The 17,908-nt window shown below is 69.6% G+C and carries 20 protein-coding genes and 1 tRNA gene; 11 read left to right on the top strand and 10 right to left on the bottom strand.

The annotated features are described in order from the left end of the window. Positions 1-11: 11 nt before the first annotated feature. On the bottom strand, positions 12-257 hold the full coding sequence (locus KOI47_RS01420) for a hypothetical protein (protein WP_216212994.1): 246 nt from the start codon (positions 255-257) through the stop codon (positions 12-14). Between the two features lie 168 nt (positions 258-425). Here KOI47_RS01420 and KOI47_RS01425 point away from each other — a divergent pair, with 168 nt between their 5' ends. After that, positions 426-1,205, top strand: coding sequence for an ESX secretion-associated protein EspG (locus tag KOI47_RS01425; protein ID WP_216212996.1), 780 nt, complete (start codon positions 426-428; stop codon positions 1,203-1,205). A gap of 18 nt (positions 1,206-1,223) precedes the next feature. Here KOI47_RS01425 and glfT1 read toward each other — a convergent pair whose 3' ends face one another. From glfT1 to wzm, 3 genes are read right to left on the bottom strand one after another with little or no spacing between them, the layout of a single operon-like run. Continuing rightward, entirely contained in the window at positions 1,224-2,141 is a 918-nt protein-coding gene (gene glfT1, locus KOI47_RS01430; protein ID WP_216212999.1) for a galactofuranosyltransferase GlfT1, read from the bottom strand. Further along, a complete protein-coding gene (wzt, locus tag KOI47_RS01435) occupies positions 2,138-2,956 on the bottom strand; it encodes a galactan export ABC transporter ATP-binding subunit Wzt/RfbE (RefSeq protein WP_216213003.1) in 819 nt (272 codons plus the stop codon). Before wzt ends, glfT1 begins: the two co-directional genes overlap by 4 nt. A gap of 3 nt (positions 2,957-2,959) precedes the next feature. Next, positions 2,960-3,892: a galactan export ABC transporter permease subunit Wzm/RfbD gene (gene wzm, locus KOI47_RS01440; RefSeq protein WP_232376482.1), complete on the bottom strand. Its 933-nt coding sequence runs from the start codon at positions 3,890-3,892 to the stop codon at positions 2,960-2,962. Between the two features lie 176 nt (positions 3,893-4,068). Here wzm and KOI47_RS01445 point away from each other — a divergent pair, with 176 nt between their 5' ends. Genes KOI47_RS01445 through pseI form a run of 4 tightly spaced genes read left to right on the top strand, consistent with a single transcriptional unit; the run spans position 4,069 to position 6,771 of the window. After that, positions 4,069-4,698 carry a glycosyltransferase family 29 protein gene (locus tag KOI47_RS01445; protein WP_216217013.1) on the top strand — a complete coding sequence of 210 codons (630 nt, stop codon included), beginning with the start codon at positions 4,069-4,071 and terminating at the stop codon, positions 4,696-4,698. A gap of 60 nt (positions 4,699-4,758) precedes the next feature. After that, complete coding sequence (locus tag KOI47_RS01450; protein WP_216213009.1) at positions 4,759-5,205, top strand: hypothetical protein; 447 nt, start codon at positions 4,759-4,761, stop codon at positions 5,203-5,205. Positions 5,206-5,209: 4 nt separating this feature from the next. Further along, positions 5,210-5,713: a GNAT family N-acetyltransferase gene (locus KOI47_RS01455; RefSeq protein ID WP_216213012.1), complete on the top strand. Its 504-nt coding sequence runs from the start codon at positions 5,210-5,212 to the stop codon at positions 5,711-5,713. Then, positions 5,713-6,771 carry a pseudaminic acid synthase gene (gene pseI, locus KOI47_RS01460; RefSeq protein ID WP_216213014.1) on the top strand — a complete coding sequence of 353 codons (1,059 nt, stop codon included), beginning with the start codon at positions 5,713-5,715 and terminating at the stop codon, positions 6,769-6,771. The genes KOI47_RS01455 and pseI overlap by 1 nt, the downstream gene beginning before the upstream one ends. A 3-nt stretch (positions 6,772-6,774) precedes the next feature. Here the strand turns inward: pseI and KOI47_RS01465 are convergent, their stop codons facing one another. Both KOI47_RS01465 and pseB read right to left on the bottom strand, forming a co-directional pair. Next, a complete protein-coding gene (locus KOI47_RS01465; RefSeq protein WP_216213017.1) occupies positions 6,775-7,911 on the bottom strand; it encodes a DegT/DnrJ/EryC1/StrS family aminotransferase in 1,137 nt (378 codons plus the stop codon). Next, positions 7,904-8,887: a UDP-N-acetylglucosamine 4,6-dehydratase (inverting) gene (gene pseB, locus KOI47_RS01470; protein ID WP_216213020.1), complete on the bottom strand. Its 984-nt coding sequence runs from the start codon at positions 8,885-8,887 to the stop codon at positions 7,904-7,906. Before pseB ends, KOI47_RS01465 begins: the two co-directional genes overlap by 8 nt. A 40-nt stretch (positions 8,888-8,927) precedes the next feature. Between pseB and KOI47_RS01475 the strand changes: the two genes are divergently transcribed. After that, on the top strand, positions 8,928-9,674 hold the full coding sequence (locus tag KOI47_RS01475) for a cytidylyltransferase domain-containing protein (RefSeq protein ID WP_216213023.1): 747 nt from the start codon (positions 8,928-8,930) through the stop codon (positions 9,672-9,674). Further along, entirely contained in the window at positions 9,671-10,708 is a 1,038-nt protein-coding gene (locus KOI47_RS01480) for a spore coat protein (protein ID WP_216213026.1), read from the top strand. The genes KOI47_RS01475 and KOI47_RS01480 overlap by 4 nt, the downstream gene beginning before the upstream one ends. Positions 10,709-10,713: 5 nt before the next feature. Here the strand turns inward: KOI47_RS01480 and KOI47_RS01485 are convergent, their stop codons facing one another. Beyond that, entirely contained in the window at positions 10,714-11,292 is a 579-nt protein-coding gene (locus KOI47_RS01485) for a bacterial proteasome activator family protein (protein ID WP_232376483.1), read from the bottom strand. Between the two features lie 125 nt (positions 11,293-11,417). Here KOI47_RS01485 and KOI47_RS01490 point away from each other — a divergent pair, with 125 nt between their 5' ends. After that, positions 11,418-12,617, top strand: a complete 1,200-nt coding sequence (locus KOI47_RS01490; RefSeq protein WP_216213032.1) for a cysteine desulfurase-like protein — start codon at positions 11,418-11,420, stop codon at positions 12,615-12,617. Here KOI47_RS01490 and KOI47_RS01495 read toward each other — a convergent pair. Continuing rightward, entirely contained in the window at positions 12,614-13,591 is a 978-nt protein-coding gene (locus KOI47_RS01495; RefSeq protein ID WP_216213035.1) for an NAD(P)H-quinone oxidoreductase, read from the bottom strand. The two genes, KOI47_RS01490 and KOI47_RS01495, sit on opposite strands and share 4 nt — an antisense overlap. 243 nt (positions 13,592-13,834) lie before the next feature. Here KOI47_RS01495 and KOI47_RS01500 point away from each other — a divergent pair, with 243 nt between their 5' ends. The 3 genes from KOI47_RS01500 to KOI47_RS01510 all read left to right on the top strand — a co-directional run bounded on the left by KOI47_RS01500 (position 13,835) and on the right by KOI47_RS01510 (position 16,575). Continuing rightward, on the top strand, positions 13,835-15,385 hold the full coding sequence (locus tag KOI47_RS01500; RefSeq protein WP_216213038.1) for a M28 family metallopeptidase: 1,551 nt from the start codon (positions 13,835-13,837) through the stop codon (positions 15,383-15,385). Between the two features lie 575 nt (positions 15,386-15,960). After that, entirely contained in the window at positions 15,961-16,437 is a 477-nt protein-coding gene (locus KOI47_RS01505) for a MarR family winged helix-turn-helix transcriptional regulator (RefSeq protein WP_216213041.1), read from the top strand. 53 nt (positions 16,438-16,490) lie between these two features. Then, positions 16,491-16,575: transfer RNA gene (locus tag KOI47_RS01510), tRNA-Ser, on the top strand. Positions 16,576-17,088: 513 nt separating this feature from the next. On the opposite strand, the gene KOI47_RS01515 is transcribed toward KOI47_RS01510, so the two are convergent. Further along, positions 17,089-17,514: a hypothetical protein gene (locus KOI47_RS01515; RefSeq protein WP_216213044.1), complete on the bottom strand. Its 426-nt coding sequence runs from the start codon at positions 17,512-17,514 to the stop codon at positions 17,089-17,091. A 3-nt stretch (positions 17,515-17,517) separates the two neighbouring features. Continuing rightward, the gene (locus KOI47_RS01520; RefSeq protein WP_216213047.1) at positions 17,518-17,763 is read right to left on the bottom strand and encodes a hypothetical protein; all 246 of its coding nucleotides are present in this window, start codon (positions 17,761-17,763) and stop codon (positions 17,518-17,520) included. Positions 17,764-17,908 lie beyond the last annotated feature (145 nt).

Raw genomic sequence — 17,908 nt, forward strand, 5'->3', positions numbered from 1 at the left:
CTGGGGCCCGCTCAGCGGTGCATGCCGAATGTGACGCCCTTGCGCTGCAGGTCGTCCACATAGGTGACGGCGATATGGGCGAAGTTCACCGTCACCGTCATGCCGTCCCTGGTGCGCACGCTTTCCACGGCGCTGTGCTTGACCAGCTGGGGCAGCTTGGGCTCCAGCCGGTGCGCCTCCTCGGCGTCCAGGCTGAACATCAGCGGTTCGCCGCCCGCTGTCGGATGCAGTACCAGTGCGAGCTTTTCGTCTGCCATGCAGCCAAGAACAGCAGGTGGCGGCAAGCAGCGACAAGCCGGTTCGCTGAAAGCTGAGGTAATGCTCACCGGGTCCGGCGCATTCCGGGTGATCCGCCTGCGCGGGGGATCCGGCGTCGGCTAACGTGCTGTTCGAAAGGCCGGTACCCGAGGGGGAGCAACAACGTCATGGCGCACTCGTTCTCATTGTCGCTGGCAGCGGTGGACATCCTGCTGGAGCATTGTGAACTCGGCGCCGCGCCGTTTCCCTTCCAGATTCCGCAGATCGGCAGCACGAAGACCCAGCGGGCGCAGGTCCGGGCCGCGGTGTTCCGCGACCTGGAGTCCCGCGGGCTGGCCCGCGGTGGCCGGCTGGACGAGGACGCCGAGCTGGCCCTGCGCACCACCGTGCGCGCGCCGGTGGTGATCACCGCCGCCGCCCAGCTCGCCGACGACAAGAAGCTGTTCGCCAGGGTCAGCTCGGACGGGCGGTTCGCCGTGCTGGCCCGCCAGGACGAGAACCTGCTGGTGTTCGAGGAGACCCGGCCGACCGGCCTGGTGACCGCGATCGTGGACCTGCTCCCGCTGACGCCCGCGGCCGCCGGGCAGTCGGTGACCGTCCCGCGGCCCGCGCCGGACAGCAGGCCGCGGGGGCAGGCCGAGGACGGCGGCTACGACCCCTTCGGCGGGGTGAGCGGCCCGCGCCCGCGCGGGGGCGGGCAGTTGCGCATGGTGGAACGGATCTTCGAGAAGCCGAAGAAGCGGCTCGGCCAGTTCACCGCGCTGGTGCGGGGGCAGGACGGCAGGCAGGTTCCGCTCGGCCCGGTGGCCTGGTTCGACACCGAAGATGGTCGATACCTGAACACCATGCACCAGGCCGGTGACGGGCAGCAGTGGATCACCTACGCCCCCGCGGACAACGCGCGGCTCGCCCAGCAGCTGTACTCCCAGCTCGAGGGCTACCTCTGAGGGTACCGAGCACGGGCGTCAGTAGCGGAAGAACCGCTCCCTGCGTCCCTGGCGGACCAGCCGCAGCCAGCGCAGGAAGGCCCTGGGGTCCCGCTTCACCCCGATGAAGTACAGCCCGAAGCGCAGCACCTCCAGTGCCCCGATCTTGCGCATCCCTGGCTGGGCGAGCAGGTAGCCGCGGTTGCGGTAGGTGTAGTACCGCTTCACCTCGTTCTCCGGGTCCTGCGCGTGGAACCGGCCGCCGAGCATCGGCTTGAACTCGTCCGAGCCGTTCGGGTGCAGGTAGGTCGCCTTCAGCGAGGTGCCGAACGGCAGGCCGGAGCGGACCAGCCTACGGTGCAGCTCGACCTCGTCCCCACGGAAGAACAGCCGCAGGTCCGGGACGCCGACCACCTCGAGCGTGTCCGCGCGGAACAGCGCCCCGTTCATCAGCGAGGCGATCCCTGGCAGGAAGTCGGTACCGAGCTCGGCGGCGGACCGTTTCCAGGTCAGCCCGCGGCGCAGCGGGAAGGCCAGCTGCTCCGGGCTGTCGATGTTCGCCACCACCGGGGAGACCTCGGCCAGGTTCCGGGTGCGTGCCTCGTGCAGCAGCACGGCGAGCACGTTCTCGTCCGCGGGACGCCCGTCATCGTCGGCCAGCCAGACCCAGCCGGCCCCGAGTGACAGCGCGTGCAGCATGCCGAGGGCGAACCCACCCGCGCCGCCAAGGTTGCGGTGCGAGGGCAGGTAGGTGACCGGCAGGCCGCAGGCACGCACGACCTCCCGCGCGGGCTGGTCCGGGCCGTTGTCCACCACGACCAGGTGGTCGACCGGGTGCGTCTGGGCCGCGATGATCTTCAGCGAGTCCGCGAGCAACTCGCGGCGGTGCCGGGTGACCACCACGGCCACCACGGCCTCCGCGCCGAGCGGGGCCTGCTCCGGCCCGCTGGTGGTCATCGCCCCTCGCCCTTGGCGGCGGCCGTGGGCTCGGCCCCGATCCGGGCGGCGGCCTCGGCGCTGATGTTCTCGAACGGGTCCTTGCCCTTGTACGCCGTCAGCACCTCACGCAGCCCGCCGCGCATCCGCATGTGGCCCTCGTCCATCCAGATCGCCGAGGTGCACAGCTCCAGCAGCAGGTCGTCCTGGTGCGAGGCGAACACCAGCAGGCCGGAGCGGCGGACCAGGTCCACCAGCCGGTCCCTTGCCTTGTTCAGGAAGGCCGCGTCCACCGCGCCGATGCCCTCGTCGAGCAACAGGATCTCCGGGTCGATCGAGGTGACCACGCCCAGCGCCAGGCGCACCCGCATACCGGTGGAGTAGGTGCGCAGCGGCATCGCCAGGTAGTCACCGAGCTCGGTGAACTCGGCGATGTCGTCGATCCGCTTCTCCATCTGCTTGCGGCTCATCCCGAGGTAAAGGCCCCGGATCATGATGTTCTCGTAGCCGGAGATCTCCGGGTCGAGCCCGACGCCCAGGTCGAAAACGGGCGCGACCCTGCCGACGATCCGGGCGTGGCCACGGGTCGGCTCGTAGATGCCGGACAGCAGCCGCAGCAGGGTGGACTTGCCTGCCCCGTTGTGCCCGACCAGCCCGATGCGGTCCCCGTCGTTGATCGACAAGGTGATGTCGTGCAGCGCCTCGATGATCGGCACCCTGCTCTCGGTGCCGATCTTGCCGCCGACCTTGCCGAGCACCTTCTTCTTCAGCGAGCGGGTCTTGGCGTCGAAAATCGGAAAATCGACGTAAGCGTCGCGAACCTCAATGCTGACCATCAGTCACACCCAATACGAGACGCGAGAACGATAGTTGCGCATCACCAGGAGCGCCAAGCCCCAGCCGACCACCGCGAAGCCTGCCACGATCACCCAGTGATGCCAGCTCTGCTCGTTACCGATCAACGGGGCGCGCACGAGCTGGATGAAGTGGTACAGCGGGTTCAGCTCGGCGACCAGATCACGCCAGCCGACCGATTCGCCGAACTTGTCCCGGAGGATGTCGGTGGACCAGACGATCGGGGTCATGAAGAACATCAGGTTGATCAGGCTGCTGACCACCTGGGGAATGTCCCGGAACCGGGTGGAGGCGATGCCGAACAGCAGCACCACCCAGCCAGCGTTGATCGCGATCAGCGCGAACCCGGGGATCGCCAGCAGCGCGGACCAGCCCAGGCCGGGCTGCGGTACCCCGCCGTCGGTGATCGTGTATCCCCGCTCGGTGACCCCGTTCCAGAAGATCGCGATCACCACGAAGTAGATGATCAGGTTGTGCGCGAACATGAGGGTCTGCCGCCACACCGTGCGCAGCACGTAGACCGAAAGCGGGGCGGGCAGGTGCTTGATCAGCCCCTCGTTCGCGATGAACGTGTCGGTGCCCTCGGTGAGGTTGCCGAGCAGGAAGTGCCAGACGATGAACCCCACGGTGATGTAGGGCAGGTAGGTCGCGATCTCGGAGTCGAACAGCTGCGAGTAGAGCAGGCCGAGGCCGAGCGCCGTGATACCCATGCTGATGGTGATCCACAGCGGCCCGAGTACCGAGCGGCGGTAACGCTGCTTGATGTCCTGCCAACCGAGGTGGCTCCACAGCTCGCGCTGCCGGAAGCCGTCTCTGAGGTCGGCGAACGCTCTGGCAAAGGAGCGCCGGTCGGGCGCCGGTTTCGCCGGCGGCCCAGCGGTCGTGTCTACTGGGTCAACGGTGCTGGTGGCGTGCACGAGACTGAGGGTACTGGCGGCACCTGAGCGGCCTTGCGCCTGGCCGGTCATCGCGCCGGCACGACCGGCGAGTTGCCCGGGTCATCGGCCGAACACGCCTCGTGCCGGGCTTCCGCGTGCTGGTAGCTTGTCGCGTCATGGAATCCGCCGTCTCGGACGTCACCGCGCCGAGCCTGATGGTGAGCCTGCTGGAGGCATACGCGGACCGGCCGGACCCGCGCTCGGTCGCGGTCGTCGGTAACCAGCCGTTGCCGCCGGACAGCAGGCGCGCCAAGGCGATCGACGCCTGCGATCTGGTGTTCCGGGTGAACGGATTCGTCTGCGACGAGCCAGATGGACCACCCACCGTAGGCGCTCGGACACATGTCGTGGTGTTCAACCGGGCGCTACGGGCGACCCGCTGGGTATTCGAGAACTACCGCAGCCGGCTTTACCTGCTGGTCGAACCGGGCAGGTTGCTGTGGGAGCCGGAGGACATCCCGCCGTGGTGGCCGAAGGACCTCGGTTTCGTGCCGGTGTCCAACCGGGAAGTGACCCTGCCGCTTTCCGAGGCACTCGGACTGGCCACGATGGAGGAAGGCGCCTGGGCCACCACCGGGACCATGGCGGCCTGGATCGCCCGCACCACCTTTCCGCGCGCGGACCTCGTGCTCTCCGGCTTCTCCTTCATCGACAATCCGGACCAGACACACTGGGAACACGCGGCGGGGGACTCGTGCAAGGTGGGTCCGGAGCACCGGATCGCCGCGGAGGGCAGGCTGTTGGACTCCTGGACCAAGACCGGCAACACTGAATTGTTGCGTTGATTCCCGCGATTCCACAGCGTATCCAGCAGCACAGACCCAGCAGCACAGAAGGAAAACCGTATGCCCTCGTTCAACCTCCGCGAGCGCGCGGCGAAGAGACTCGCCCGCCTCGTCGATTTCCGCATCGAGGAACGCCTCCGTGAGCGGGTCCAGCCCCTTGAGGACCGGGTGACCGAGCAGGAGCACTGCACCGTGGACCATCGGCGCAGGCTGGACGCGCTGGAGGCGGGCCTCGAGCATGCCCGCGGCGACCTGCGCTGGACGCGCAGCGAGCTGGACCGGCTGATGCCGCAGGTCGCGGCGCTGGAGGCGGCCCTGGAGACCCTGCGGGAGAAGACGGCGCTCACCCCGGTCGCGGACAAGCCGGAGCTCGCCGAGGCGCGGTCGCTGATCGAGGAGATCCAGCGCCAGCACGCCCAGATCCGGGTCCGGCTCACCGGGATCGCCAGGTACGAGGACCGGTTGCGGAAGCTGGAGGCGCAGGCCAGCGTCGGTGCCACGGAGTAACCGGGTGCTGCGTGCGGCTACCGAGGACGACGTCGAGTCGATTCGCCGCTGGCGCAACCACCCCAAGGTGCGCCGGGCCAGCTTCACCACGCACGAGATCGGCGCGGACGAGCATCGCGCGTGGTGGGACGCGATATCCGCGGACCCGACCCGCCGGGTCCTGATCTACGAGCGCCGGGGCGTGCCCGCGGGAGTTGTGATCTTCGTCGGGCTGGACGCCGAGGTCACCGAATGGAACAAGTACCTTGATGTCGATGGCCTCGGCGCGGACCGCGGCGCCGCCTGGGTCGAGCTGGAGTACGAGGCGATCGACTACGCCTTCGGCGTGCTGGGTGTTCGCAAGCTCGGCGCGGCCACCTTGGCGAGCAACACCCCGGTGCTCCGGCTGCACCAGCAGGTCGGGTTCACCGAGGTGCGGCGGTACTTCCGGGAGGTCGACGGGGAACCGCGCGAGGTCGTGTGGAACGAACTGATCCCGGCCGACGTGCGCCGGGTGAAGGGAACGTGATGTCCAACCGCCGCGAGGTCCGGATCGGGGCACGCCCGATCGGAGCCGAACACGCGCCGTTCGTGATCGCCGAAATGTCCGGAAACCACAACGGTGAGCTGGATCGGGCACTGGCCATCGTGGACGCCGTGGCCGCGGCGGGCGCGCACGCGCTGAAGTTGCAGACCTACCGCGCGGACACCATCACCATCGACGTGGACACCCCGCGGTTCCGGATCACCAACGAGAACTCGCCCTGGTACGGGGAGAACCTCTACGCCCTTTACGATCGGGCGCACACCCCGTGGGAGTGGCACGAACCGATCTTCCGGCGGGCACGCGAGCAGGGGCTGGAGGTCTTCTCCAGCCCGTTCGACCCGACCGCGGTCGACCTGCTGGAGTCGCTCGGTACCGCCGCCTACAAGATCGCCTCCTCGGAGATCGTCGATCTGCCGTTGATCGAACTCTGCGCGCGTACCGGGAAACCACTCGTCATCTCGACCGGCAAGGCCAGCGTTGCCGAGATCGACGCGGCCGTGACCACGGCCAGGGAGGCAGGGAACGACCAGCTGATCGTGCTGGGGTGCACGGCCTCCTATCCGGCCCCGCCCGAGGAGAGCAACCTCCGCGCGCTGCCGGTGCTGGCTGAGGCCTTCGACGTGCTGGTTGGGCTTTCCGACCACACTCCAGGGATCGGGGTGCCACTGGCCTCCGTTCCGCTTGGCGCCTGTGCCATCGAGAAGCACGTGACACTGTCCAGGGAGGACGGTGGGGTGGACTCGATGTTCTCCCTGGAGCCCGCCGAGCTGGCCGCGCTGGTGACGGAGAGCGAACGAGGCTGGCAGGCACTGGGCGCGGCCACGATCGGCCCCAAACGGAGCGAGCGGGCGGGACTGCGGATCCGTCGTTCGCTGTACGTCGTGCGGGACGTACGCGCAGGGGAGCCGGTGACCGAGCACAACGTGCGGTCCATCCGGCCCGCAGGCGGCCTGCCACCCGCCGAGCTGGGCACGGTACTCGGCCGCCCGTTTCGCGCGGACGCGGCGAAGGGCACCCCGCTCACCTGGGACCTGGTGTAGCGGTCAGACGCCGAAAAACGCCCTGACCTCCTCGATCACCCGGTCCACATCGGCATCGGTCAGCCCGGGATACAACGGAAGGGACAGCTGCTCGGCGTAGTACCGCTCGGCGTTCGGGCACATGCCACGCCGGTAGCCGAGGTCGGCGAACACCGGATGCCAGTACGCCGGGATGTAGTTCACCTGCACGCCGATACCGGCTCCGCGCAGGTGGTCGAACAGCGCCCTGCGCCGGCCCTCCAGCACCCGTAGCGGGTACAGATGCCACATCGGGTCGGCCCCGTCCCTGGTCACCGGGGTGCGCACGGCCGGGATCCCGGCCAGGCCCTCGTCGTAGCGCGCGTGGATCTCCGCGCGCCGCCGCTTGAACTCCTGGATCCGGCGCAACTGGCTGCTGCCGAGCGCGCACAGCACGTCCGGAAGGCGGTAGTTCAGCCCGAACTCGTGCACCTCCTGGTGCCAGCCGCCCTCGTCGGGGAACCGTTGCTCGGCCCGGTCGCGCACCAGCCCATGGTTGCGGTACCGCTGGGCCCTGGTGAGCAGGCCCTCGTCCGGCGTGGCCACGGCCCCGCCCTCGGCCGTGGTGAGGTTCTTCGTCGGGAAGAAGGAGAAGGTGGTCAGGTCGGCAAGCGAGCCAACCGGCCTGCCCCGCCAGGCACCCCCGATCGAGTGCGCGGCGTCCTCCAGCAACAGCGCGCCCGCATCGTGCGCAATCGTGCGCAACCGATCGAGCTCGGCCGGATGCCCCGCATAGTCGACGGCGGCGAGCACCCTGGTTCGCGGGGTGACCGCAGCCTGTGCGGCGGCGGGGTCCAGGTTCCCGGTGTCCGGCTCGAGGTCGGCGAAGGTGACGGTCGCGCCGAGCAGCGCCGCCGTGGACGCGGTGGCCACAAAGGTCATCGGGCTGGTCACCACCTCGTCCCCGGCGCCGATCCCGGCCGCGGCGTAGGCGACATGCAGGGCGGCGGTTCCCGAGGTGACCGCGACGGCGGGGATCCCACCGGTGTGCCCGGCCAGATCGGCCTCGAACCGGGTGACCGCGGGCCCGGTGGTCAGCCAGTCCCCGCGCAGCACCCGGACCACGGCTTCGATGTCGTCCTCCGCCATGGACTGCCGGCCGTAGGGCAGGAAGTCAGCCATACTGCGCCACGAGCTCGCGCAGCTGGTCGGCGTCCAGCCACAGGTCATTGCTGTCGGACCGGTAGGCGAAGCCGTCCGGCACCGGGGTGCCGTGCTCCGGTGGCTCGTAGCCCCAGCCGGCGATATGTGGCTGCACGATGTAGCGGTCGGGCAACTGCACGGTCCGCCGGGAGTCGTCCGGCGCGATCATCTCCTCGTGCAGCTTCTCGCCAGGGCGGACACCGACCTCGTGCATCGGGCTGCCCGGTGCGATGGCCTGCGCCAGGTCGACCAGCCGCATGCTCGGGATCCGTGGCACGTAGAGCTCACCGCCGCGCATCTGGTCGAACGAGTCGGAGACGAACCGCACGGCCTGCGGCAGCGTGATCCAGAACCGGGTCATCTCCTTGTGCGTGATGGGCAGTGACTCGCCACGCTCGGCGAGCGAGCGGAAGAACGGGATCACGCTGCCCCTCGAGCCCATGACATTGCCGTAGCGCACCACCGCGAACCTGGTCGGGTGCGTGGCCGCGTAGTGGTTGGCGCTGATGAACATCCGGTCGGCGCAGAGCTTGGTGGCGCCGTAGAGGTTGATCGGGCTGGAGGCCTTGTCCGTGGACAGTGCCACCACCTTCTGGACCCCGGTGTCGATGGCGGCTTCGATGAGATGCTGCGAACCGACCACATTGGTCTGCACGAACTCGAACGGGTTGTACTCGCCGGTGTCCACCTGCTTCAACGCGGCGGCATGCACCACGTAGTCCACCCCGTGCATCGCGCGTTCCAGCCTGCGCCGGTCCCGTACGTCGCCGATGAACCAGCGCAGCCGCGGGTCGTCGCCGAACTGCTGGCGGACCTCGTACTGCTTCAGCTCGTCCCGGGACAGTACGACCAGCCGCTTCGGATCCAGTTCGGCCAGTGCGTGCGTGATGAACGCCTTGCCGAAGGAGCCGGTCCCGCCGGTCAGCAGGATGCTCGAACCCTCGAGCTCGGCCATCTACTACCTCCACGCTTGACAGCGAACGCCGTCCGCCATCATGTCACCCATGCACGCCGCCCCTGCCGTCAACGTCGTGATCCAGGCGCGGCTGTCCTCGACCAGGCTTCCCGGCAAGGTGCTCCGTCCGCTCGGCGGGCGCAGCGTGCTGGGGTGGGTGGTGCGCGCCGCGCTGGCCGCTCCCGGTGTCGGCAGGGTGGTCGTGGCAACCTCGGACGAGCCCGAGGACGATGCCGTCGCCGAGGAGGCGCGACGGCACGGTGCCTCGGCCGTGCGTGGTCCGCTGCAGGACGTGCTGGCCAGGTTCCTGCTGGCCGACGAGCTGTATCCGGCCGAGGCCGTGGTGCGGCTGACCGCCGACTGCCCGCTGCACGATCCGGCACTGCTCGGTCAGGTGGTGGCGCTGTGGCGCGCGCAGCAGGATCTGGACTACGTCAGCACCACCCTGGTGCGCACGTTGCCGCGCGGATTCGACGCCGAGCTGGTGCGTACCGCCGTGCTGCGGGAGCAGGCAGGCGAACCGGACGGCCCGCACCGGGAGCATGTCACCTCCGGGGTGAAGGCCAGGCCGGATCGCTACGCCTGCTCCGGCGTGGTGGTCGCGCCGCCGGCCGACGACCTGCGGGTCACCCTGGACACCGAGGAGGACTGGGCCGTGCTGGAGGGGGTCGTCGCCGCGCTCGGTGACCGGCAGCCCCGCTGGCGCGAGGTGGTCGGGCTGCTGCGTTCCCGGCCCGACCTGGTCGCACTGAACGCCAAGGTGGAGCAGAAGAAGGTCGGGCAGTGAGGCTGCTGCTGCGGGCCGATGCCTCCGCGACGGCGGGGGCCGGGCACCTGGCCAGGGCGGTGGCCTTCGCCGAGGAGGCCCGCGACCGGGGCTGGACGGTCGCGTTCTCCGGCGAGACCGCGGGTGCGGGCTGGCTGGCGGAGCGGCTGGCGGAACTCGGCGTACGGATGCTGGCACCCGTGCACGATGCGGCGGGGCTCGGCACGCTGGCGGGCGGGTTCGATGCCGTGGTGGTCGATCACTACGGCTTCGGCGAGCTGAGGAACGAGGTGAACGCGGCCGGGGCGGCGCTGGTGTCGCTGGAGGGCGGGCGATTCGGCCGCCGGGCCGCCGATGTCGTCGTGGACAGCGGACTGCGCCCGGCCGACCGGCCGGAGGACGGGTCCACGGTGGTACTGGCCGGTGCCCGCTTCGCACCGCTGCGGCAGTCGGTGCTGCGGGCCCGCGAGTGGCGTGCCCGCAGGCGGCCGCGGGGCGAGCCGCCGCGGGTGGTGGTCGTCCTTGGCGGTGGCGCGGTGTGGCAGCACACCGTGACGCGACTGCTGCACGCGCTGCGGGACACCGGCCTTCCGTTCGAAGCCGAGGCACTTGCCCACGGCGAACCGCGGGCGCCCGCACCCGCTCCGGGCCAGCGGTTCCTGGTTCTGCCGCCGGACACCGAGCTACCCCGCAGGCTGGCCGAGGCCGACCTGGTGCTGAGCGCGGCCGGAGTGACCCTGCTGGAGTTGTGCTGTATCGGGGCGCCCGCCGCGCTGGTGTGCCTTGTCGACAACCAGGAACGGGGCTACCGCGCCGCGGTGGAGCAGGAACTGGCAGCGGGCCTGGGTTCCCCGGCGGAGCTGGACGGTGCCGCGGAGCTGTTGCGGCCGCTGCTGCGGCACCCGAGCAGGCGGGAGGAGCTGGCCGAGCGGGCGGCCGGGGCGGTGGACGGCCGCGGCGCCGCCCGGGTGCTGGACGAGTTGCATGCCCTGCGCCTCGCCGGGACCTGGGCCGCTGCGGACGGCACACCGCGCGGCCGGCCACCAGGGGCCTGACCGGCCTACAGGTACTGGCCGGTGCCGCTGATCCCTGGACCGTGCTGTTCCTGGCCACCCGCGGAGGAGCCGGGCGGCAGGCCGCGGCGCATCTGCTCCAGTTGCACCCTTGCCGCCATCTGCTGCGCGAACAGGGCGGTCTGGATGCCGTGGAACAGGCCCTCCAGCCAGCCGACCAGCTGGGCCTGGGCGATCCGCAGCTCGGCGTCGGACGGCGTGGTGTCCGCGGTGAACGGGGCGACCAGCCGTTCGAGCTCCTCGCGCAGCTCCGGGGCCAGCGCTTCCTCCAGCTCTTTGATGGAGGTGGCGTGGATCTCGCGGAGCCGGTTGCGGCTGGCGTCGTCCAGCGGCGCCGCGCGGACCTCCTCCAGCAGCTGCTTGATCATCGTGCCGATCCGCATGACCTTCGCAGGCTCCTCGACCAGGTCGCCGACGGTCTCCTGCTGCTGCTCGGCCTCCTCACCGGAGGCGATCCGGGCCGTTCCGACGGGCGAACCGTCCGGCCCCACGACCACGACGTGCTGGGACTGCTCGCCTTCGTGGTTGCCGGAGTCGTTCGAGTTGGGGGAAGTCGGCTCGGTCATCTGCTCCATCCTGACCCGATGTTGCGTTGGCTTCTCCCTCAACGGTAGCGGCCCGGCGCCTGCCCTGCGCACCAGGCCAACCCCGCGAGCAGGGATGACGAGACGGCATGAGTACGGTGTCACCCATGGCGTTTGACGTCGCTCGGATTCGAGGGTTGTTCCCTGCTCTGGGTGACGGCTGGATTCATTTCGACGGGGCCGCAGGCATGCTGGTGCCCGAGCAGGTCGCTTCGGCGGTGTCCACAGCCATGCGCGCACCGGTTTCCGGCCCGGGTGGAGCGTTTCCGGCCTCCCAGCGGGCGGAAAGCATCGTCACCGCGGCCAGGCGTGCGGTGGCCGACCTGGTCGGCGCGGACCCGGCCGGAGTGGTGCTCGGGCCGAGCGCCTCGGTGCTCACCCGGCGGCTGGCCGACGTCCTCGGCGAGGGCTGGACGCTGGGTGACGAGGTGGTCGTGTCCAGGCTGGACGAGCAGGCCAACCTGGCGCCGTGGCGGCACGCCGCCAAGCGCACCGGAGCGGTGGTGCGCTGGGGCGAGATCGACATCGAGACCTGTGAACTGCCCGCTTGGCAGTACGAGGACCTGGTGTCCGCGCGGACCAAAGTGGTCGCCGTGACCGCGGCCTCCGGCTCCGTCGGCACCCGCCCCGATGTGGCGACCATCGCCGAGTTCGCCAACCGGGTGGGGGCGCTGATGGTGGTGGACGCCACCTACGCCGCCCCGTTCGTGCCGCTGGACCTGAATGCGATGGGCGCCGACGTGCTGGTGCTGTCCGCGCTGGCCTGGGGTGGGCCATCGGTGGGTGCGCTGGTGTTCCGGGACCCCGAGCTGCTGGAGAAGCTGCCACCGATCGCGCTGGAGGGGAGCGCACGCGGACCGGCCAAACTGGAGCTGGGGCCGCATGCCTACCCGCTGCTGGCCGGGCTGATCGCCTCGGTGGACTACCTTGCCGAGCTGGACGACGCGGCAACCGGGTCGCGCCGCGACCGGCTGGTGACCTCACTCGGCTCGGCGAAGTCGTACCACGCCGGGCTGCTGGCCCAGCTGTCCACCGAGCTACGCGCACTGCCGCACGTGATGGTGCTCGGCGAGGCGATGCGGCGGATCCCGGCGTTCGCGTTCACCATCGCGGGCCGCAAGGCACCCGAGGTCGCCGAGTACCTGGCCACGCAGGGCCTGTGCGCCTTCGCCGACGAGGGCAGCGACGGGGTGTTCGCCGCGCTCGGGGTCGCCGAGGTGGGCGGGGCCGTGCGGATCGGGCTGGCGCACTACTCGAACGTGTTCGAGGTCAACCAGCTCATCCGGGTGCTGGACGAGCTGCGTTAGGAGTGCCCGGCCAGTAGCACCTTGCCGAAAACACTGCTGTCCTCCAGTGCACGGTGCGCGTCGCCGGCCTCGGCCATCGGTACCACCTGGTCCACCACCGGCATGACCGCGCCACTCTCCACCAGCGGCCACAGCTGCTCCCGCACCGCGGACACGATCCGGGCCTTCTCCTCGGCCGGCCTGCCCCGCAGACCGGTTGCCGCGATGCTCGCCCGCTTGGTCAGCAGCTTGCCGATGTTCAGTTCGCCCTTGACCCCGCCCTGCATGCCGATCACCACCAGCCTGCCGCCGGTGGCCAGCGCGTCCACGTTCCGGCCGAGGTAGGAAGCGCCCATGTTGTCCAGGATGACGTCCGCGCCAGGGGTTTCCGCCTTCAGTACCTCGACGAAGTCCTGCTCCCGGTAGTTGATCACGATATCCGCGCCGAGCTGCCTGCAGTGTTCCAGCCGCTCGGCCGAGCCAGCCGTCACCGCGACGGTCGCCCCGAGCGCCTTGCCCACCTGGATGGCATGCGTTCCGATGCCGCCCGCGCCGCCGTGCACCAGCAGTACCTCGCCTTCGGCAAGGCCCGCGTGCATGATCACGTTCGACCACACGGTGCAGGCCACCTCGGGCAGGCCCGCCGCCGACACCAGGTCGACCTCGCCCGGCACCGGCAGCAGCTGGGTGGCGGGCACGGCCACCTTCTCGGCGTAGCCGCCGCCTGCCAGCAGCGCGCACACCTCGGCCCCGACCTGCCAGTCCGACACCCCCGGCCCGAGTTCGGCGATCACGCCGGAGCACTCCAGCCCGAGGATCTCGCTGGCGCCCGGTGGCGGCGGGTACAGTCCCCTGCGCTGCAGCAGGTCGGCCCGGTTCACCGCGCTCGCCGCGACGTCGATGAGCACCTCACCCTCGCCGGGGACCGGATCGGGCACCTCGGTCCAGCGCAGTTGTTCCGGCCCGCCCGGTTCGCTGATCGTGATCGCATGCATACGCCCGACTGTAGCGCCGTCCGGGCCGAGCCGAGGGTTCGGCCGAATGCGCGACGGTGCTGATTCGCCCTTTTCGCGACCGTCGGGTTAACCGTTATCGGAACGGTTGTCCCTGCGTATGGGTACCGCCGAACGACCCTTGACCTTTCGTGCAAAACGAACAAGGGTGGTCGCTCGTCGAACGCTCACACCGAGTCGGGGCGGTGTCAGGCGGTTGGCCCTACTGGGAGATTGGAACTGTTTATGGCATCCGTCAGGAAGAGACTCGTGCCTGCCGTCGCGATCGCGGCCTGCGCGAGCTTGGCGCTCACCACGGCGCCTGCCGCGGCCGGACAGCTTGCGGCAGGCGATGCGCCAGCGGGACCGCGCCTCGCCAAGCAGCTGGTGCGGAAGGTCCACGTCGGCAACATCAACCGGCACCTCATCGCATTCCAGCGGTTCTCCGACCGCAACGGTGGCAACCGTGCCGCCGGTTCGGACGGTTACAACGAGTCGGCCGAGTACATCGAGCGCAAGCTCGAGGCCGCGGGCTACGAGGTGAACCGGCACGAGTTCGAGTTCACCTACACCGAGACGCTGGCCGAGCAGCTCACCACGGGCGGTGGGGACGTGCCGATCATCGCCATGACGTACAGCCCGTCCACCCCGGATGGTGGGATCACCGCCCCGCTGGCCGCCATCTCGCCGGACGAGACCCCGGGCTGCGAGGCCACCGACTTCGGCGACGTCACCGGCAAGATCGCGCTGATCAAACGCGGTGCCTGCAGCTTCGCGCAGAAGGGCAGCTCGGCCGCCGAGGCGGGTGCGGTCGGCGCGATCGTCTACAACCACTCGCCGGGTCCGGTCAACGGCACCCTCGGCGGCCCGGAGAACGCCACCATCCCGATCGGCGGCATCACCCAGGCCGACGGTGAGGCCCTGGTCGCGCTGGACGGTTCCGACGTCACGCTGAACATCCAGACCCTGACCGAGGAGCGCACCACGCACAACGTCATCGCGGAGACCCAGACCGGCCGCAAGGACAACGTCGTGATGGCCGGTGCCCACCTGGACAGCGTGGACGACGGCGCCGGGATCAACGACAACGGCACCGGCTCGGCCGCGCTGCTGGAGACTGCCCTGCAACTCGGTGGCAGCCCGCGAGTGAACAACGCGGTCCGTTTCGCCTGGTGGGGCGCGGAGGAGCTGGGCCTGGTCGGCTCCACGCGCTATGTGCAGTCGCTGGACTTCGAGCAGCAGCTGAACATCTCGATGTACCTCAACTTCGACATGATCGGCTCGCCGAACGCGGGCTACTTCGCCTACGACGGGGACGACTCGGCCGGAACCGGCGCGGGCCCCGGGCCGTACGGTTCGGCGCAGATCGAGGAGAAGTTCGTGAGCTTCCTCGGCTCGCGCGGCATCGAGGTGGAGGACACCGACTTCAGCGGCCGGTCCGACTATGGTGAGTTCATCGAGGTCGGCATCCCGGCCGGCGGCCTGTTCACCGGTGCCGAGGTGACCAAGACGCCGGAGCAGGCCGCCAAGTGGGGCGGTGTCGCGGGAATCGCCTTCGACCCCTGCTACCACCAGTCCTGTGACCACCTCGGCAATGTCGACCGGATGGCGCTGAACCGCAACGCCGACGCCATGGCCTGGACGATCGGCAGCTACGGGATCAGCACCGAGGAGGTCAACGGCGTCCCGCCGTTCCAGGCGAAGAGCAAGAAGGCGACCGCCAAGCAGCGCGCTCACCAGCGCGTGGCCACGGTCGAGGTCGCCGAGGGTTCCGACCCGCATTCCGTACAGGGCTGACCCGGCCGGACCGGAAACTTTCGGTATATACATAAGTCTGGGTGCGGTCCACGCGACCGCACCCAGACCTTACCGAGGTTGTCTGTTGTAAAGGGCGGCTGGCTGCGCGACAGGCCGGCACCCGAAAGCTGCTGACGTGCAGATGACGCGTCGATGCAGCCTCGATAGGGGCCATCACGCGCGATGAGTTGTCGAGCGCATTACGTCGAAAGCCCGTGCTGCTCACAGTCGCGACTGGGCCGGGATCAGGCCGCCTCAGCCGCGGGGGCACAGCTCGCAGTCAACCGCGTCGGATCATCAGTCACTGCACCACCTGACCTTTCCCGGTGGGCCACCGGACCAGCACCTCGGGGTCGGTGCCGACGCCCCGGTGAGCTCCGCCGTCAACTCCAGGATGCGCTTTTCGACGCCTGTTCACAACCGTTTCGTTACACCACGTTCCGGTGATACCCGAGGATTGCGACAGCGCGGCCGCGGCACGGCTCCCGCTACTGGTGCACGCGGCGTTTCACGGGATACCGGCATCACCGGCCAGGGTGGCGCGCGGTCCGGCCGCAGGTCCTAGTCTGATGCGGATGAGCGAGGTTCGGGACGGGGTGCGCTGGCTGACGGACACGGAGATGCATGCATGGCGGTCGTACATCGTCGCGACCCTGATGTTGCGGCACCGGTTGCATCGCGAGCTGGCCGATGCGCACGACGTCTCGCTCGCCGACTACGAGGTGCTGGTCTGCCTGTCCTCGGGGCCGCACAACCGGATGCGGATGACCGAGCTGGCCAGCATGCTCGGCTCCACCAAGAGCAGGCTGTCCCATCAGGTCGGCAGGCTCGAGGTGCTCGGCATCGTGCGCCGGGGCAAGGACCCTGAGGACAAGCGCGGGGTGGTGGCCGAGCTCACCGACGAGGGGATGGCGGTACTGGAGCGGGCGGCCCCGACGCACGTGCAGGGGGTGCGGGAGCACCTGATCGACCTGCTGACCACCGAGGAGCAGATCGCGATGGGCCAGGCCTTCTCCCGGGTGCTGAACCACCTGACCGAACTCGACGAGTGACCCGGCGGGTGCGCGCCCGGCGCCCTCGGCGCAGGCGCTACGCTGGCCGGCAGGGAAGCGTGGCAGAGCGGCCGAATGCACCCGCCTTGAAAGCGGGCGTCCCGAGAGGGACCGGGGGTTCAAATCCCTCCGCTTCCGCTGCCCTGACCAGGGCGGACACCGCTGTGGATGAACTTGGTCCGCAGGCTGGTGTCCGTCCTGGTCTCATTTCTGGTCTCATTCGTGGTTCGACGGCTCGGCCTCCCGGCGGTCCTATTTCATGGTGTGGCTGAAAGACGGCTAGCTACTCACCCTTCCTCTCCACCTTTGGAAACTGTTCCGTCGTCTCGTCCCCCAGCACCATCGGCAACCTCCCAGTTGGCCGCTCATCCCCAACATCGCCGTGATCAGGGTCAACCCCCGGCCACCGAATGCAGCGGCTTCTGCCTACGTCGTCGCCATGCCGTCGGCCTGGCTCGTTCTCCCGCTCCCACCGTCTCCCCTCATCATCCTCCGCCCGTTCCCGCTCCACCCGCGTCACAATCTCCGCTACCGACAGCCGCCCAGACTCCCGTCGCCGTTTCCGCTCTCGGCAGCAGTGCAGAAGCAGCAGAAACACTCCGTAGAGCAGCGGTGGCCCCAGCACCACCGCTGCCATCAGCAGCAGCCGAGTCACGTTCCTGGTGGTGGGTACGGCGAACAGCCATTGTGCGGTGGTTCGTCCTCGGGCCACGAGGAAGGGCCGGACTCCGGAAACGCGCCTGCGTCCATCTTCTCGAGCGCGTCATCCTCGGCCGTGTTGTCAGCTTCGGGCGCCTCGTGCGGCGTGTCGTCCCCTTCGGCGAAGTGCCGTGCTGCTCGGGCGGCAGCGCCAGCTGCCGCCTCAGTCTCCGCCCGCTGCTGGGCGTCGACGGCAAGCAGCATCGAGCACGGCATCAGCTGGTGGGCGAGCTCTTGTTCGCGCAGCTCTGGGCAACGTTGTTGGAGTAAGGCCATGCCAACCCCGGGGATACAGCGGTACAGCTCGCCCAGGGCGGCGATCAGCTTGAGGAGTTCCAGGTTGGTGTCCGGGGTGTGGTGGCTGTCCGGCGCCGACATGGCCTAGAACCCTTCGCGCAGCCGGAAGGCTAAGCGCACCTGCGGGCAGGGCCAGGCCAGCCCGCAGGACTCGCACAGTCCGGTGCGGGGCAACGGTCCGTGCAGGGTCAGGGCCAGGCCGATCAAGGTGTAGAGCTGGGCTGGCTCGGGCACTCGTTCGGTGTGCTGGGCGCACATCCAGTTCAGGCGGCGCTGCCAACCCTGCAGTACTGCGGTGGGGGCATGAAGATCGCGAAGGCGCACGGTCATGGTGACCGCTCCATCCTGTCGAGTTGGCTGACATGTGGAGCGGCAACCCGGCGCCGGGAACACCACAGCCCAGGCGGGCGCATGTGTGTCAAGCGGGAACGCCTGGCCAGGGCTATCGGGGGAGTGGGTCGGCCGGCGCCGGGTG

The sequence above is a fragment of the Amycolatopsis aidingensis genome (assembly GCF_018885265.1).
GTDB lineage: Bacteria > Actinomycetota > Actinomycetes > Mycobacteriales > Pseudonocardiaceae > Amycolatopsis > Amycolatopsis aidingensis.

Excerpts from the sequence above, each read along its gene's own strand:
- KOI47_RS01420 (WP_216212994.1), bottom strand. The coding sequence starts at position 257 with ATGGCAGACGAAAAGCTCGCACTGGTACTGCATCCGACAGCGGGCGGC.
- KOI47_RS01425 (WP_216212996.1), top strand. The coding sequence starts at position 426 with ATGGCGCACTCGTTCTCATTGTCGCTGGCAGCGGTGGACATCCTGCTG.
- glfT1 (WP_216212999.1), bottom strand. The coding sequence starts at position 2,141 with ATGACCACCAGCGGGCCGGAGCAGGCCCCGCTCGGCGCGGAGGCCGTG.
- wzt (WP_216213003.1), bottom strand. The coding sequence starts at position 2,956 with ATGGTCAGCATTGAGGTTCGCGACGCTTACGTCGATTTTCCGATTTTC.
- KOI47_RS01445 (WP_216217013.1), top strand. The coding sequence starts at position 4,069 with ATGGTGAGCCTGCTGGAGGCATACGCGGACCGGCCGGACCCGCGCTCG.
- KOI47_RS01450 (WP_216213009.1), top strand. The coding sequence starts at position 4,759 with ATGCCCTCGTTCAACCTCCGCGAGCGCGCGGCGAAGAGACTCGCCCGC.
- pseI (WP_216213014.1), top strand. The coding sequence starts at position 5,713 with ATGTCCAACCGCCGCGAGGTCCGGATCGGGGCACGCCCGATCGGAGCC.
- KOI47_RS01465 (WP_216213017.1), bottom strand. The coding sequence starts at position 7,911 with ATGGCTGACTTCCTGCCCTACGGCCGGCAGTCCATGGCGGAGGACGAC.
- pseB (WP_216213020.1), bottom strand. The coding sequence starts at position 8,887 with ATGGCCGAGCTCGAGGGTTCGAGCATCCTGCTGACCGGCGGGACCGGC.
- KOI47_RS01475 (WP_216213023.1), top strand. The coding sequence starts at position 8,928 with ATGTCACCCATGCACGCCGCCCCTGCCGTCAACGTCGTGATCCAGGCG.
- KOI47_RS01485 (WP_232376483.1), bottom strand. The coding sequence starts at position 11,292 with ATGACCGAGCCGACTTCCCCCAACTCGAACGACTCCGGCAACCACGAA.
- KOI47_RS01490 (WP_216213032.1), top strand. The coding sequence starts at position 11,418 with ATGGCGTTTGACGTCGCTCGGATTCGAGGGTTGTTCCCTGCTCTGGGT.
- KOI47_RS01495 (WP_216213035.1), bottom strand. The coding sequence starts at position 13,591 with ATGCATGCGATCACGATCAGCGAACCGGGCGGGCCGGAACAACTGCGC.
- KOI47_RS01500 (WP_216213038.1), top strand. The coding sequence starts at position 13,835 with ATGGCATCCGTCAGGAAGAGACTCGTGCCTGCCGTCGCGATCGCGGCC.
- KOI47_RS01505 (WP_216213041.1), top strand. The coding sequence starts at position 15,961 with ATGAGCGAGGTTCGGGACGGGGTGCGCTGGCTGACGGACACGGAGATG.
- KOI47_RS01515 (WP_216213044.1), bottom strand. The coding sequence starts at position 17,514 with ATGTCGGCGCCGGACAGCCACCACACCCCGGACACCAACCTGGAACTC.
- KOI47_RS01520 (WP_216213047.1), bottom strand. The coding sequence starts at position 17,763 with ATGACCGTGCGCCTTCGCGATCTTCATGCCCCCACCGCAGTACTGCAG.